12 protein-coding genes and 1 pseudogene are annotated in these 15903 nt (G+C 58.6%); 6 read left to right on the top strand and 7 right to left on the bottom strand.

The genetic code is table 11. The features are described 5' to 3' along the window. Positions 1 to 453 precede the first annotated feature (453 nt). From DJ81_RS08080 to DJ81_RS08100, 4 genes are all read right to left on the bottom strand, one after another. The gene (locus DJ81_RS08080) at positions 454 to 1422 is read right to left on the bottom strand and encodes a site-specific integrase (RefSeq protein ID WP_249269103.1); all 969 of its coding nucleotides are present in this window, start codon (positions 1420 to 1422) and stop codon (positions 454 to 456) included. Positions 1423 to 1672: 250 nt separating this feature from the next. Further along, positions 1673 to 2068 (bottom strand): hypothetical protein, encoded by a 396-nt coding sequence (locus DJ81_RS08090; protein WP_094524454.1) that lies wholly within the window; start codon positions 2066 to 2068, stop codon positions 1673 to 1675. Between the two features lie 72 nt (positions 2069 to 2140). Then, a complete protein-coding gene (locus DJ81_RS08095; RefSeq protein WP_094557124.1) occupies positions 2141 to 2437 on the bottom strand; it encodes a DUF6516 family protein in 297 nt (98 codons plus the stop codon). Positions 2438 to 2864: 427 nt separating this feature from the next. Further along, on the bottom strand, positions 2865 to 3146 hold the full coding sequence (locus tag DJ81_RS08100; RefSeq protein ID WP_094589228.1) for a helix-turn-helix transcriptional regulator: 282 nt from the start codon (positions 3144 to 3146) through the stop codon (positions 2865 to 2867). Between the two features lie 86 nt (positions 3147 to 3232). Between DJ81_RS08100 and DJ81_RS08105 the strand changes: the two genes are divergently transcribed. The 6 genes from DJ81_RS08105 to DJ81_RS08130 all read left to right on the top strand — a co-directional run bounded on the left by DJ81_RS08105 (position 3233) and on the right by DJ81_RS08130 (position 12956). After that, a complete protein-coding gene (locus tag DJ81_RS08105) occupies positions 3233 to 4054 on the top strand; it encodes an IS5 family transposase (protein WP_094589229.1) in 822 nt (273 codons plus the stop codon). Positions 4055 to 4453: 399 nt separating this feature from the next. Beyond that, a complete protein-coding gene (trkA, locus tag DJ81_RS08110; RefSeq protein WP_094589230.1) occupies positions 4454 to 5530 on the top strand; it encodes a Trk system potassium transporter TrkA in 1077 nt (358 codons plus the stop codon). A 195-nt stretch (positions 5531 to 5725) separates the two neighbouring features. Continuing rightward, positions 5726 to 6151 carry a hypothetical protein gene (locus tag DJ81_RS08115; RefSeq protein ID WP_094589231.1) on the top strand — a complete coding sequence of 142 codons (426 nt, stop codon included), beginning with the start codon at positions 5726 to 5728 and terminating at the stop codon, positions 6149 to 6151. Positions 6152 to 6461: 310 nt separating this feature from the next. Next, complete coding sequence (locus DJ81_RS08120; protein ID WP_094589232.1) at positions 6462 to 6884, top strand: helix-turn-helix transcriptional regulator; 423 nt, start codon at positions 6462 to 6464, stop codon at positions 6882 to 6884. A gap of 67 nt (positions 6885 to 6951) precedes the next feature. Then, positions 6952 to 12405 (top strand): PAS domain S-box protein, encoded by a 5454-nt coding sequence (locus tag DJ81_RS08125; protein ID WP_170938273.1) that lies wholly within the window; start codon positions 6952 to 6954, stop codon positions 12403 to 12405. After that, the gene (locus tag DJ81_RS08130; RefSeq protein WP_094589235.1) at positions 12402 to 12956 is read left to right on the top strand and encodes a response regulator; all 555 of its coding nucleotides are present in this window, start codon (positions 12402 to 12404) and stop codon (positions 12954 to 12956) included. The genes DJ81_RS08125 and DJ81_RS08130 overlap by 4 nt, the downstream gene beginning before the upstream one ends. Here DJ81_RS08130 and DJ81_RS18760 read toward each other — a convergent pair. The 3 genes and pseudogenes from DJ81_RS18760 to DJ81_RS08145 all read right to left on the bottom strand — a co-directional run. Next, positions 12937 to 13035: pseudogene (locus tag DJ81_RS18760) on the bottom strand (IS200/IS605 family transposase); the annotation flags it as partial. The gene DJ81_RS08130 and the pseudogene DJ81_RS18760 sit on opposite strands and share 20 nt — an antisense overlap. Before the next feature lie 734 nt (positions 13036 to 13769). Beyond that, the gene (gene sufB / locus DJ81_RS08140) at positions 13770 to 15200 is read right to left on the bottom strand and encodes a Fe-S cluster assembly protein SufB (protein WP_094524365.1); all 1431 of its coding nucleotides are present in this window, start codon (positions 15198 to 15200) and stop codon (positions 13770 to 13772) included. Positions 15201 to 15374: 174 nt separating this feature from the next. After that, entirely contained in the window at positions 15375 to 15671 is a 297-nt protein-coding gene (locus tag DJ81_RS08145; protein WP_094524364.1) for a hypothetical protein, read from the bottom strand. Positions 15672 to 15903: the final 232 nt, after the last annotated feature.

Below are 15903 nucleotides of genomic sequence, written 5' to 3' on the forward strand. Positions count from 1 at the left end.
TTGGACTGGCGGCACAGCGCTTTTGAGCCAGCGACGCGGCTTGCTTAACGAAGCGGAAGAGTAGGGTAGACACATTCGGCTCTTCCGCTTCGCTTCCACCTTCAGAGCGACGCTATCCCGTCGCCTTCTGCGGATTCAACAGAGCAGAATGTTGGATTCTTAACCATGTAATTCCGGACGTACAACGGTATTCGCACTCGTAGGCCCATTCTTGATGGAAAAAGATGTCTACGCTCTTAATCGCCGAATTTCGCAACCTTCCCGCGATCGGTTTCGAAGTCGACGACCGTTTGACGCGTTTTGCCGATGAACACCCTCAGTTCGGCGAGTGGTTTCGATGGTATCGAATCCATTTCTGCAAAGCCAAACCAAGGAGAGACCGCAACAATAAGTTCCATTCCTCGTTCTCACCAGATACTCCTGAGATGGCGTTCTCAGGCGCTGGACGGCCGCTTATCCGTTGATCTGATTTAGAGCTTCGGTTGCAGCGTCACCGAGTTCGCCGGCTTCGATGTGTGAGCAGCGCTCTCGTACCATCTCTTCGGAGTTATCGAGATACCGGGCCGCCACCGTGTACCCGAACGCACGGACGAGGACCTCACCCATCCCGCGTCGACCACCGTGCGGAGCGAGATAGTCGTGTTTCGGATGGTCGATGTCAATTTCTGCAGATTCCGAGAGCCGCTGGAGAATCGACCTAGCGCCGTCAGTCGTGATCGACGGCGGCTGAATATTCTCATCAAGCGCCAGCAGCAGGTCGCGAGTATATTCTTCACGGTGTTCAGTAATTGCTTCTGGGCGTTCCCCTCGTTCGGCTAGCTCTTCCCGAACGAGCTCCGCAAGCGTCCGTTGGTCGAACGTCGGAAACACTGGCCACCGGTCCGTCGGCCGGTCCATCAGCTGGCGGTAGCTCCGCAGCGGCGAGAGCACCGGGTCGGGGAGACTCGCGGCGTCCCATTGCTGTTTTTTCCGATAGACGTCCATACTCCTGTCGTCAAGTGAGAGGTCCTCCCAGCGGACGCCGTGCCGGCGCGGGTCATTGGGGTCCCGGAGGAGTTCGCCGACGCGGACGGCGGTGTACGCGAGGACGAACACCAGAGCCCGGTCACGAGCCGTCTTTAGTGCCGCGTAGCGCGCTCGCTGCTTGTTGAGGCGGTCAGTACCCTGTGGGAGTGTCGTGTACGCCTCGACGGCGGCGCGGGCCCGTTCGTCGACGTGGCGGGTGAGGGCGTGGCGCTGTTCCGACGTCCAGGCCTGCTGGTCGCCGGGCTTGCGGCCGTCGTCCTCCGAGCGGGCGACCGAACTCAGCGACGAGGGCCGGTCGGCGACGCGGCGCGCCGTCGAAGAACTCCACGCCGTCGAGGATCGCTCTCGGTCCGCAACGGAGGCCGTCGGCCAGCTCGAAGACGGGATGGAGCGCATCGGCGTCACCACGGCGTGAGGCGAACAGCGACACGCTCGGCCGGGTCGGGGTCCCCGTCCGGCGTCGCTGCCGAGAGCGTGAGGACCCAATCGTCACCGGGCTCACCGTCGGTCGCTGGCCCGAGGGCGACCGTCCCCGCGAGGTCGTCGTCGACGTAGTACCACTCTGCGTCCCGATCGACGTGGTAGTGTCCGTCAGGTCGCGGCTCCTCGGGATCGATGTCGTCACCCCTCGTGTTTCTCCGTAGAGTCAGGCGTTCGCCTTCGGGCCCTGTCCGGACTTAGTCGTGAGCGGGAGGTCCGCGTTGATCTCGTCGTACCACACAACTGGGCGCTTTGCTCGGCCATTTTCTTCGAGTTCGACGAGGCCGTAGTCGGCCAGCTCGTTCACGTTCTCGAGGACCTCTGGCGGGTTCCGGTCAACGAGGCGTGCGAGCTCGCGGATGCTCTCCGGCTCGTGTTCGACGATCGCCTCCAAGAGCTCGAGGTTGGTCGAGCGGAAAACGCGACCGAACGTTTCGAGGTTCTCGATCGACAGCGTCGGCTCACTGGGGTCAACGTCCTCGCCAGCGTCGATCGCTTCGAGACGCTCTTCGAGGTCACTACGGTCGGCGGACTTGATCTGAACGTGGAGTGTCTGGGTCATGGGTGGTGGGGCGTGAGATGGTCGGTTGTGATTGGTCGCGGGTCTGTACGTCAGTCACCGTAGTTGAACGGGCTACCAGTCGTCGCGCTTCTCTTCTGGGAGCGCCGCCCGCCAGGCGCGGAAGATCTCCGCAAGGCCGGGGTAGTCGATCTCGAAGGTCTCACCGCCGAGGTGGAGTTCGTGGACACCGTGGTGGTTGTCGAACCGGATGATCGGATCATCTGCGCCGGCTTCGCCGTAGTGGTAGGCGTACTTGATCCCGTCCTCGAACCGGTCTGAGGTCGGGACCGAAAGCACGCGTACCCGCGCAACGGTGCCGTCGGCGTAGGCTTCAATCTCGTCTTCAAGTACGGTGACATCATCGCTCATCCACACACGTGTCGATGCACTCTGTTCCGATAAGTGTTAGGGTAAAACCTAACAAGAGCAAAGAAACAGATAGCATCCATGACGGCAACATCGAGCGATCGCTCTGTCAGCTGTGAGGCTATACTCAGATGTGGCTAATGCGGTACTACTCGTCATCGGAGTCGTCATCGACGAGACCTAGGAAACTGTCCGTTGCCTGTCTGAGCTACTGCCCGGCTGATACCCTTCTCGAACAGATTCTCGATTCCATCTTTGGACACTCCATTGAAAAACAGTAGAGTCCGGCAATTAAAACGACACGAGTTAATCTTAACCATAATATTAATCTAAAATACTCTTTCTACGATGTCTAGTGATGCTAAGTGGAGCTCACGCGAGAAGAGCGTGAAATACTAGAGTCGAACAGTCCTCGAACGCAGCGGTTCGATCACCCGTCGTGGTCAATATACCCGGCTTCCCATTCAGTCCGAGCTTCGATCTCTCTAGTGCCCCGGCGAGTAGTGCTGTACTCGTTGGTCCGTCGGTCCCGCTGACTTTTTTCGATGAGTCCCTTCTCAACGAGCGTGTCGAGGTTGGGATAGAGCCGATCATGATGGATTTCCTTTTCGTAGTAGTCCTCGAGCTCGTCTTTGATCGCGAGCCCGTGGGGGTCGTCAAGTCCGGCAACTACGTACAGCAGATCGCGCTGAAAGCCAGTGAGATCGTACATGTCGCAATTTACTCATTCGAGTTTTGAAATACTAGGCTCTGTTGAAATACTCTGGGAGTTACATGTTTGTCCTATAATTCCATGAGATGAAGACCCTCCCGAAGTCGCAGATTCTCCGTTTTACTGAGAAGGCGATCCATCTGGCACGCCGAGCCGTCTCTCAGTACTCCTCGAAGTTCTCAAAACACCGCTATACACATCCGCAGCACGTTGTTCTGCTGTGTCTCAAAGTTCGGAAGAACACGACCTATCGTGGTTTACTCGACGAACTGATCGAGATGCCACGCATTCGTCGAACTCTTGGATTAACTGAACTTCCTACGCCATCAACGCTCTGTAAGGCATTCAACCGGCTTGATATGACTGTATGGCGTGTCATATTGACTCTCTCAACCACGCTACTTCCGACGAGCGGAATCGTTGGAGTCGATGCGTCAGGGTTCGACCGGAGTCACGCTTCAAAACACTACACGAAACGGGCTGAACTTACGATTCAGCAGCTCAAAGTGACGCTATTGGTCGATGCGAAGGTGAACACGATCACCGACCTACATGTGACAACAACACGAAAACACGACAGCCAGATCGCACCCTCTTTGATTAAGCGCAATCCCGAGGGCATCGATATTCTGCTCGGTGACAAAGGCTACGACGACCAGAAGATCAGGCGACTTGCTCGGCAACACGAGGTTCGTCCACTGATTAAGCATCGTGAATTCACGTCACTCCACAAGGCATGGAACGCGCGCTTAGACGCTGATCTCTACGGCCAGCGGAGTCAATCAGAGACGGTCAACTCAACGCTCAAGCGGAAGTACGGTGCGTTCGTCCGGTCACGACGCTGGTGGAAGCAGTTCCGTGAACTCACCATCGCCTGTCTCAGTCACAATATCGACCGATCACTCTGAGCGGTCAATACAAGAGATGCAGTTATCAGCTAACCGCGGTCGAAAGCTGCATTCAAACTACCCCAGCAAACCAGAGGACAGCATACGCCAACGCGAGAACTGACAGGATAATACTGATAATTCCGAGCATACGGCCTCGCTCTTTGGTCATATAGAATACAGGAATTGAGCCTTGTTTAGACGCTCTCGGTAACGTGAGTTAGCGTCCGTGTTGGCTGAACAGGATCAGTCTACGACAGCCTCTCTGTCCAACTCCGTGTTTCGGATAGCGACCGTTTCGTCCGATCGACACCGCGTCTAAACAAGGCCCAGGAATTGCTTTCATTATAAATCTATTCGGTTCAGGGACTTTGGTGCACAATACGCATCTCTTATCGACCAGCTGTTTCAGATGAGGATATGTCTGAAGAAGAGGATTTCAACAGAGCCAAAAACACGGAATATCTTCGAACGTGGGAACGTGACCAGACAGCCTTCGGTGTCGACTTCATGGTCTGTACGGATCTGAAGACAGCGGAGAACATCGTGCGAATTATCGGTTTACCAGCGGCGATCGACGTCGATCCATTCGCAGGGGGGCTCGTCCAAATGGCGGAATTTGAACTCCCGGAAGACAGTCCGGTCGTCGGACAGACGGTTGCTGAGGCCGACCGATTTGAATCGCTCACCTTTGTTGGGCTCTTCCGTAACGAGGAGATGATCTTACCCCGGGGGGAGACAGACATCGTCGCTGGCGATCGGGCAGTCGTGATCGGGAGTCCAGAAAGTATCCAGCTGTTTGCCAAAGATATCGCACCGCAGGTAACCCTAGACAGTACAGATGATATCGTAATTCTCGGTGGCAGCGAGATCGGGTATCAAACGGCCAGACTTCTCGAAGAGCGTGAGCTAGCAGCCCGGATTATCGAACAGGACACTGGCCGTGCGCAGTGGCTCGCAGAGAATCTACCGAAGACAATTGTACTGGAACACGACGGAACCGACACGGAATTCCTCACGCGAGAGCACGTCGATGAGGCGGATATTGTCATCGCAGCGCTTGACTCTGACGAGCAAAACCTCCTCATATCGATTCTTGCCAAGCGCCTCGGTGTTGACCGGGTATTCTCTATCGTCGACAGCCCGGATTATATTACGCTGTTCCAAGAAATCGGGATCGACGTTGCAATTAATCCCCGAACTGTAACTGCTGAAGAGATTATCAGATTCATATACGAAAGCGTTGCAGAGAACATCGCAGTCCTCGAAAACGATCAGGCAGAAGTGTTAGAGCTTGAGCTGAATGAAACCTCACGTCTCGTGGGAAAGCCGATCAAAGACCTTGTGAAGGAGATTGAGGGACAGTTCGTGATCGGAGCGATTACACGGGAGCAGTCGTTGATAAGCCCGCGAGGCGATACAGTCTTAGAGCCGGGTGATCACGTGATTATGCTCGTTGAGATGGAATTCGCTAGTGAATTGGCTTCATTTGCGTGAAAACATCTCCTAACACTATAGAGTAGCTTACAAATCTGTTGACCTTTGGGCGTTCATTTTGTTAGCCGGAGAGACTAACAGTTGAGATCGGTAGGAAGAGTACCCACAATAAAGCCGTCAAGATACCAGTCTCGATTTTGATTTATTCCTGTTCAATAGAATAGAAGGCACGCATCAAATCTATCCTCCGAGATTATGGAGAACGTGGAGTATCCCGACACCCTCCGGGTCGAAATCGGAACGACCGAGGAGATGTTCGAGGATGCGATCGCGACGGCAGAGGCGTATGAGCAGGCGACCGCGGAGACGGGCGCGGACGCAGAGGCCGTCGTGACGTTCGCGAGCGTCGACCAGCCTCGGAAGGTGTTGACCGACCGCCGGATCGAGCTTGTAGAGGATCTGATGGCAACGCCGGCGGAGAGTATCACCGAGTTGGCCGAGCGGGTCGATCGGACGTGTTCGGTGGTCCACGAGGACGTCGACGTACTGGTCGCCGCAGGCATCGTTGAGCAGCGAGAAGACGGGACGGCAACGCGGCTGTTCGTCTCCTACGAGTCCGTCGAGGTCGGGATCACACTCCGAGCATCGGGAAGAAGCGATGAGGAAGAAACACTAGCTTGAGCGGCACATCCGCGCGTTCTACTATCGGTGGATATTCACGGGTGACGCGGTTATTTTTTAGTTTATGTATAGCACAAATAATTAAAGCTATTTAAGTACTAGTATAAAGACTCTGTTGAAATCCTCAGCGGCTGATACAAACGCTGACAACTCCCAGGTGATAAGTGGTCATCCCGAGCGTCTTATTTCGTCATTGGATCGGATTTTCGGTACACCGATACGTACCGGTATCGAATAGCATGACCCTATGAATATTGGAAATGTGCTTTTTCACCAGTGATAACTCATCGTACACGGAGGATAACTCGGCATGAAACCAGTTCAGACGCTCGGACGGGAGTATAGCATGGAGATTCTTGGGGCGACGGAAGACCCAACATCAGTAACGCACCTCAGCGAGTCGCTCGATATACCTATCGCGACCTGCTATCGTCGCGTCGAGGAACTTGACACTGTCGGCTTTCTGGAGAAAGTCACTTCGGACGAAGACGGCACTCACAGAGCGACCCGATATCAGAGGACGACCGACGCTGTGGGTATCACGTTTGCTCCGATCCCGTCGCTTTTTCCTTGGACGTGTGTCAGCGAAGCCGTGGGTGCCGACGCACCAGCCTTCACGAACGGTGTGCACGGCGAAACATCGGAGCAATTCCGCTCTGCGTCGATAGATGCGTCCACTCAGGATACCGCGGCTGCCGCGATGCAACCGGATTCGATAGAGAACGATGAGTAGCCGAACAATTCAATTACATGCACATTGATTATAGCATATGATTAGCGATAATCCATTTTCTGAACGTTTGGGATCTCTTCTCACTCTGTCGGCGAAACTCAGCGAGGCTGAAACAGTTCAGACCGCGGTTTCGCGCACAATCAAGCTAGTAGAAACGGCGTTTGACAGACCGGTGGCGAGCGTCTGTGCGTACGATTCGGCGACGGGGACAACAACTACTCTCGGGTCCTCTCTCCCATCTTCGGTCCGACTTGAGAGCGCTCCGGGTCAGATTCCCGAGTCGTTCGTCGATCGGGTAGGTGAGCGCGGAGACGACGTTTCGGCTGCCGACACTCCCGAGGCGACAGTCGATACCGACCCCCCGAAGCCGATTCAGGCCGAGGCTCTCGTGCCCGTGGGGAGCGACCGAATATTGCGTGTCGGTGTCACAGAGCTGGATACACTCGACGAAGGCGAGATAGCCATCATCGAAGGAATCGCGGCAAACCTCCGAACGGCGCTGTCCCGAATCGATCACCGACAGTCATCCGTCATGAGGTGCGGCGTCGCTCGTGCGCTGTTCGATCAATCGGACGACGCCATGTTCGTCAGCGATACCGACGGAACACTGGTGGCAGTCAACCGAGCCGCGGTCGAGTTGACAGGTCGCGACCGGGAGGCGCTTCTGACGAGCGCACTCTCCGACATCGCCGGGGACACAGCGGCAAAACCGGTTCGTGAGCATCTCGAACACGCGGCCACCGGAGCGACGAAACCGCTCACGGTGACCCTTGAGCACGCAGACGATGGGGACCGCACGGTCACGCTAACGAGCCAACAGGTCGACGTAGACGGGACAGGCTATATTCAAACGATAGCGTACGATCCGTCGTCGGACACGCGGCTCCAGCGGGGGCAATCCGGGGATCCGGTCGAAGAAGACTTGGCTGCGCTCCGGCGACTGAACAGCCTTACGATTGCTTCTGATGAATTTGACGAGACGATCGAGCGGTTGCTGTCGCTTGGGCGTGACCACTTCGGTCTCGATACCGGCACCCTCTCGCACGTTGACGGAGACGACTACGAGGTGGATACCGTCGTCGATGCGACCGGAACGCATGAGGCGGGCGCGGTGTACGACCTCGGGGACACGATGTGTGAGGCAACGCTCGAGAGTGACACGGCCGAGGCACTCGCCTTCGCCAACGTTGCGCACACGGATTACCAGGACCACACAGCGGCCGAGAACGTTCGGGCATACATCGCAGCGCCCGTCGTTGTTGATGACGACATCTACGGCACGGTGAACTTCTCGATGGGGGAACCCCGTCCGGAGGCGTTTCGGCCAGGGGAGAAGGAGTTCATCAAACTCGTCGCACAGTGGATCGGCGCCGAACTCGAACGTCGTCACCGGTTCGAGGAACTGGAACGGTACGAAACGATTCTCGAAGCGGTCGACGACCCGGTGTACGCGCTGGACACCGACGGACGGTTCACCTTCGTCAACAGTGCCGCGCAACGCGAGTTCGGATACGGGACGGAGATCATCGGGCAATCCCCCACCGTCGGGATGCGGGACGCGGACGTCGAGCAGGTCAAAGAGCAAATTGAGAGGCTACTCGCCACGGACCGACGATCGACGACGGCGGAGTTCGTTCTCGAGACAGCCGACGGCGGCCAGAAAACCGTGGAAAACCGGCTCGCACTCATCGGCGACGACGAGTTCCGGGGCACGGCCGGCATCCTTCGGGACATCACCGACCGGAAGGAGCGGCGGCAACGGCTGGAACAGTTCCAGCGGGCGATCGAGGAGGCAGCCGACGGCATCGCGGTTCTCGACGGCGATGAGTACACGTACGTCGACCAGTCGCACGTCGATATGTACGGCTTCGAGAGCAAGGAGCAGTTGCTCGGGAACTCCTGGCGAGAGCTGTACGACGACGACGAAATCGAGCGGTTAGAGCGCGAGGCGTTCCCCGCACTGGAGACCGAGGGCTACTGGCGCGGGATGGTGACCGGTAGCCGGCCGGACGGGTCGACGTTCCCCGCCGAACTCTCCCTGACCATCGTCGAGGACGGACGACTCGTTTGTACCGTCCGCGACGAGACGGAGCGCAGACGGCGCGAGCGCGAACTCGAACTCAAAGAACGGGCGATGGACGAAGCCAACGTCGGAATCCAGATCACCGATCCCACGAAGGCGGATAATCCGCTGGTCTACGTCAACGACGGGTTCGAGCGGATGACTGGCTACACTCGCGAGGAAGCGATCGGGCGCAATCCGCGATTCCTCCAGGGAGAAGACACCGACTCCGAACAGGTGGCGCAACTCCGTGCGGCGATTGACGCCGAGGAGCCGACGTCACTCGAACTCCGGAACGAGCGGCGCGATGGAACGGCCTACTGGAATCGCATTTCGATCACGCCGGTGAGAGACGAGGACGACGTCCTACAGAACTACATCGGTATACAGCAGGACGTCACGGAACGCAAGGAGCGCGAGAGACAGCTCGAAGCGAGGAAAGACCTCCTCGGAGAGATTTACGAGACGACGACCGACTCGGAACTGACCTTCGAGGAGAAACTCTCGGAACTTCTGGAAGCCAGCAGGGACTACCTCGACCTCCCCTATGGTTTTCTGACGCGCATCGAGACCGGCGACGAATCAGTGCCAGGAAAACAGACAATCGTCGAGGCCCTGGGGTCACACGAACGCCTCCAGCCGGACGAATCGGTACCGCTCGCGCAGTCGTACTGCCGAAAGACGATAGAGCGAGACGGCCCGATGGCGATCACAAATGCCGTCGAGGCCGGCTGGGTGGACGACCCGGCGTACGAGGCCTTCGAGCTCGAGACCTACGTCGGCGCTGAAGTCGTCGCCGGCGAGGATCTTTTCGGGACGCTGTGTTTCGCCTCGAAGGAGCCACGCGACCGCTCGTTCGACGAGTTCGAGCTGTCGTTCATCCGTCTGATCGGCCGCTGGGTTGGTTACGAAATCGACCGCCGAAACGCTCGCGAGGAACTCCGTCAGCAGCGCGAGCGGCTCGAACTGACGCTCTCGGGAACGAACACCGGAATCGCCGAGTGGGACCTGGAGACGGACGCCGTGACGTGGAACGAGACGCTCGTCGACATCGTCGGACGGGAGATAACCTCCATGGATGAGTTCAGAACGGCAGTCCACCCGGAGGACCGCGAGCGCGTCCAGCGGGAACTGGAGGCGATGCTCGAAACCGGCGACCCGTGGATAAGGGAGTTCCGGATGCTCGATGGCGATGGCGACACACTGTGGGTGGGGACACGGGCAACTCCGGTCTATGACGGCGAGAAAGAGCCGGTTCGGGTGCTCGCGACGGGGACCGATATTTCCGATAAGAAGGAAGCGGAACGCGAGCGTCGACGGAACGAACAACGGTACGTGAGTCTGGCACAGAACATTCCGAACGGTGCTGCCCTCACCTTCGACGCGGACCTCGAGTACGGTCTGGCAGCGGGCGAACTCCTGTCGGAGCTGGGTCTCGAAGCGTCGAGCATCGAAGGGAAAACGGCCGGGACGGTGCTATCAGGCATCGATACTAAAGACGAACTCCTCTCGCGGTTCCGGGCGGCACTCGACGGCGAGCGCACGGATCGCCGGGTCGAACTCGGCGACCGGACGCTCCGGATCCACATCGTTCCAGTCGACGATGATACCGGGGGGTCTGATGGGCCCCGTGGTCTGGTGTTGGCACAGGACGTGACCGAGGAGGCACAGCGTGAGCAGGACCTGTTTGAAGAGCGCGAACGGTTCCGTCTGCTGACCGAGAGCGTCGACGAGTACGCCTTCCTCATCGTCGACGAGGAGGGAGTGATTCAAACCTGGAACGAGGGCGCCGAGCGCACGTTCGGGTACGACGCGGAGGCAGCCATCGGAATGGAGATGGCCGAACTCCATCCGGAGGCCGACCGGGATTCGGGACTTCCCGAGCGGTTGCTCCAGCAGGCGCGTATCGCCGGCGAGAGCGCCCACGAGGGATGGCGCGTCCGGGCGGACGGCTCGGAGTTCTACGCGGACGTTCGGTACGCGCCGCTTGAGGACGACGACGGTGAGTTCCGTGGCTACGCGAAAATCGTCCATGACCTGACCGACAAACGACGCGAGCGGCGCCGAACCGAACGGTTCGTCGAGGAGTCCGACGACGTGGTCACAATCGTCGACCCGGACGGGACGGTGACGTACGCGAGTCGATCGGCGACGCGCGTCCTCGGGCACGACCCCGACGATCTCGTCGGCGAGAACCTCTTTGACTACCTCCACCCAGACAGTCGGGAAGGAGCGATGGAGACGTTCTTCAGCGGTCTAGACGAGCCTAACGGGAGTTTCCAGGCCGAGTGGCGCTTCAAATCGGGCGATAACGAGTGGCTCAACGTCGAGGGGCAGTGCCGAAACATGCTGGACGACGACGCTATCGGTGGCATGCTGTTGTATCTGCGGAACGTGACCGACCAGAAGAAACGCGCCCGGCGGTTCGAGAGTATCTTCAACCAGACCTTCCAGTTCACTGGGCTACTGGAACCCGACGGCACGGTTGTCGAAGTCAACAACGCCACGCTCGAGTTCGGCGGGGTCAAGGGCGATGCCATCGTCGGGGAACCGTTCTCCAATGCTCCGTGGTGGACCCACTCCGAGGACGTTCGAGACGACCTTCGGAACGCCCTCGAGCGGGGCGCAGACGGAGAGCTCGTCCGCTACGAGACGGAGATTCGCGGCGCCGACGGTCTCGCGACGATCGATTTCTCGGTCAAACCCGTGACCGACGATGACGGTGAGGTGTCTCTGCTCGTCGTCGAAGGTGGTGACATTACCGCCCGGATACGAAACAGACGCCACCTAGAGGTTATGCAGCGCGTGATGCGTCACAATATGCGAAACGACTTGACAAAGGTGCGTGGCTGGACGGAGGTCATGGCAGAGGAAGCGGACCCCGAAAAGCGGGCCGAACAGTTCGAAACCGTCGAGCGGATCCTCGACAAGTGGGAATCGATGACCGAGAAGATGAAGCAGATGCGGCAGGTTATCAGATCTCAGAAGGGACAGCGGACCACGGCGGAGGCCGGGTCGTTGGTCGAGCACGCCGTGGCCCCGATACGCGAGGAATACCCGGATACGACCGTCGTGACCGACATCTCGGGCAACGAGTCGAGAGAAGTGCCGCGGACGCTCCAGAGAGCGGTTCACGAGCTGGTAGAAAACGCCGCCAAGGTGAACAATGGCTCCACGGTCGAGGTCGAACTCACTCGCCCGGAATCCGACTGGATCGAGATAAGCGTGAGAGACGACGGCCCCGGGATGCCGGAGATGGAGGCCGATCTCCTCGAGACCGGCGAAGAGACGCCGCTCAATCACGGGCAGGGGCTCGGTCTGTGGATGGTTCGGATGATCGTGACTGGGGCCGGCGGTGACGCGTCGGTCGAGACGACGGACGACGGAACGGAGGTGTGTTTGCGGGTGCCGGCCAGCCGAACAGTGGGTAGCGAACTGTCTGTCGAGACGCCGAGATGACACCTGGGCAGTCGAACCGGGCAGTCGTCCTCGTCGTCGAGGACGACCGGAGCGTGGCCGACCTGTATACCGAGTGGCTCGAGGGGTGCTACGACGTCGAGACTGCCTACGATGGGACCGAAGCCCTCGAACAGCTGGACGAGACCGTGGACGTGGTGTTGCTAGATCGGATGATGCCCGGGCTCGCGGGGGGCGAAGTTCTCGAGGCGATCCGGGATGCCGATGTCAACCCTCGGGTCGCGATGGTTTCGGCTGTCACCCCCGACCTCGACGTCGTCCAGATGGGATTCGACGCCTACCTCGAGAAACCGGTCGATGCCACAGCGCTGCACGAGACGGTCGACCGGATGCTGGCCCGCGCCGAGTACGACGAGAAGCTCCAGGAGTTGTTCTCGCAGATCGAGCGACAGGACACGCTCGAAGCAGTGAAAAGCCCGGCCGAACTCGAGACCAGCGAGGAGTACCGCTCGCTTACCGACCGCCTCGTGGCGGTGCAGAGGGACGTCGAGTCACTGTCGACTGAACTCCCGGACGATGACTTACCACGTTGACGAGTACCGATTGACGGTACTTCGGCAACCACACTATGTGCTAGTTGAGGTCGTAGCTCGCGTGGCGTGTGGTCTTCATCCGTGCTGTACATTATGCTCCGTCGTCATGTTAATACTCCCGATGAACCGTGGGAAATCCAGACGTGGCGTCGTCGGTGGGTGTGTAGGCTATTGCCCGCTTGACCCCCGCCTAAAGACGGGGGTATGCGCTCGTATCTTTATCACGTGGCATCACCTCTCGTGACTGGGACAGGACAGACGCGTTCTACTGTGTGTCTGGCCAGTACTGTTCATTGTGAGCTCTGAGCCGGCGCTGAGTCGCTGATCCTGATACCATGCGCGGTAACTCTCGTAGCAACGGCAGATGGAACTGACCACACTGTCTCAGTGGGCACGGTTACCTCATCGATCGCTAGACAGACGAGTTTCCCTTGTCCCCGCCGCGCCGCAATAACAAATTCAAACTGGCGTGATAGGTTGTCAGTCGCTGTCACGTGGACCGTTGAGAGCCCGTTCGCGCTCTCCCATGTTGTCGTGTCGACGACGCTGAGATCGCCTGCGGGAGTGACAGCAGTCGAGCCACAGGCTGGACAGGACCCTTCGTGCGGGGCCGTTCCGAGGTACCCGTAGTCGGTCTCACACGCAAAGCAGTGTTCCATGGTCTGAGACTAGTATCGGTCCACGATCGTCTCTGCGATGTGTGCCCGACCGGAACACGCTGGACAGGCAACTACGTCACCACCGTCTAACCCGAACACGGTCACAAATTGTTGTGAGACGTGTGCTCCGCAGTGGGCGCACTCAGGCATCGGATTACCCCAGCGAGCCCTCCATTTCGAGTTCGACGAGCCGGTTGAGCTCGACGGCGTACTCGATGGGCAGCTCTTCCGTGATGGGCTCGATGAAGCCCGAGACGATCATCTGCTTGGCGTCGTCGTCGTCGAGGCCGCGCGACTGGAGGTAGAAGATGTCCTCGTCGCCGATCTTCCCGACGGTCGCCTCGTGGGCGACGTCGACCTTCGACTCGTTGATCTCCATGTACGGCATCGTGTCCGACGTCGACTCGTTGTCGAACATCAGCGCGTCGCATTCGACGGCGGTCGAAGAGTTCTCCGCGCCGTCAGCGATGTGGACGAGGCCGCGGTAGTTGGTGCGGCCGCCGTCCTTCGCGATCGACTTCGACTCGACGGTGGACTTCGTGTCCGGCGCGTTGTGGTACACCTTCGCGCCGGTGTCGATGTCCTGACCCTCGCCCGCGAAGGCGATAGTGATGTGGTTGTCGGAGGCGCCGCGGCCCTTCAGGATCGTCGAGGGGTACAGCATCGTCGCCTTCGACCCCATCGAGCCCGAAATCCACTCCATGCGCCCGCCCTTCTCGGCGATGGCGCGCTTCGTGTTCAGGTTGTACGTGTTCTTCGACCAGTTCTGCACGGTCGAGTACTGGACGTGGGCGTCTTCGTCGACGAACACTTCCACGCCGCCGCAGTGGAGATTGAACTTCGAGTACTTCGGCGCGGAACAGCCCTCGATGTAGTGGACTTCCGAGCTCTCTTCGGCGATGATGAGCGTGTGCTCGAACTGGCCCATCCCCTCGGAGTTCATCCGGAAGTACGCCTGCACGGGCATGTCGACGGTGGTGTTTTCGGGGACGTAGACGAACGAGCCGCCGGACCAGATGGCGCCGTGGAGCGCCGCGAACTTGTTGTCGCTCGGGGGGACGCACTTCGTCATGAAGTGCTCGCGGACGAGCTCTTCGTGCTCCTGGACGGCCTCGTCCATGTTACAGAAGATGACGCCCTTCTCCTCCCACCGCTCCTGCATGTTCTGGTAGACGACCTCCGACTCGTACTGGGCGCCGACGCCGGAGAGCGCGTTCTTCTCGGCCTCCGGGATGCCCAGCTTGTCGAAGGTGTCTTTGATTTCGTCCGGGAGCTCGGTCCAGTCGTCCACGCCGGCGCGGACGTCGACGTCCGGCCGGATGTACGGGATGATCTCGTCGACGTCGACCTCGCTCAGGTCCGGCTGGCCGGGCCAGTCGGTCGGCATCGGCATCTCCTGGAACTGTTCGAGTGCGCGCAGGCGGCGCTCCAACATCCACTCCGGCTCGTCCTTGTCCTCCGAGATGACGCGGACCGTCTCCTCGGTGAGCCCCTTCTCGCTTTTGAAGGCGGAGTTCTCCTCCTTCTTGAACTCGAAACGAGCCTCGGTGTCTGTCTCTTTGAGATCGTCTTGTTTTGAACTCATCAAAGTATTCTTTAGAGACTACGAATATAAGTGTGGTGCGCTGGAACACTCTTCAGTAACTTATATTGGTTTCTTTAACGAAAATGAATAACTTTGTGTGATTTAATTCGGTTTCTCTACTTAGTAGAATTTAATATGTAACGAGAGGGCTATTCCGTAGAAACAGGGTCATCGTCACTCGTTAGCGAGAATGACTTGACAGCACTCAACCGCTGCTTCGATGTGGCGGTCGGCGACCACATCGCCTGTTTCGTCAGCCGACTCAAGCAGTGTAGCAACTTGCCGAACCCGTTTCCGTCTGGTTTGCGTGTCAAGGTCGTCACTGGTCGCATCGCGGGCGACGGCTTCAGCCTCTCCGAGCCATCGGTTCGTCGCTGGCGGGACTGGGCGATCTGCGGTCGCAGTCAGATGGGCCGCCAGTGCGTCGGCCGCAGCCCGCGGCTCGGTTGGGATGTCGATTTCGTCCGTCATCGTCTGTGTATTGGCGCCTACTGTGAAGAATTGTTCCGCCAAGAGCTACACTCCAGGTGCTTGCGAACGTCTCCAGCCGAGTGCGACCTCTTGTTAGCCTATCTTTCTACGAGGAGAGAATCCCGGCGTTTACAGTAGTTGCCGAACCTCTCAACACGCCGCATATTGAGGATACTGATCATCAAACTCGGCACATTCCATTTATATCTCTCTTTATAGAGATTCGAGGAGA

The sequence above is a fragment of the Halorubrum sp. Hd13 genome (genome assembly GCF_002252755.1).
In the GTDB taxonomy this organism is placed as follows: domain Archaea; phylum Halobacteriota; class Halobacteria; order Halobacteriales; family Haloferacaceae; genus Halorubrum.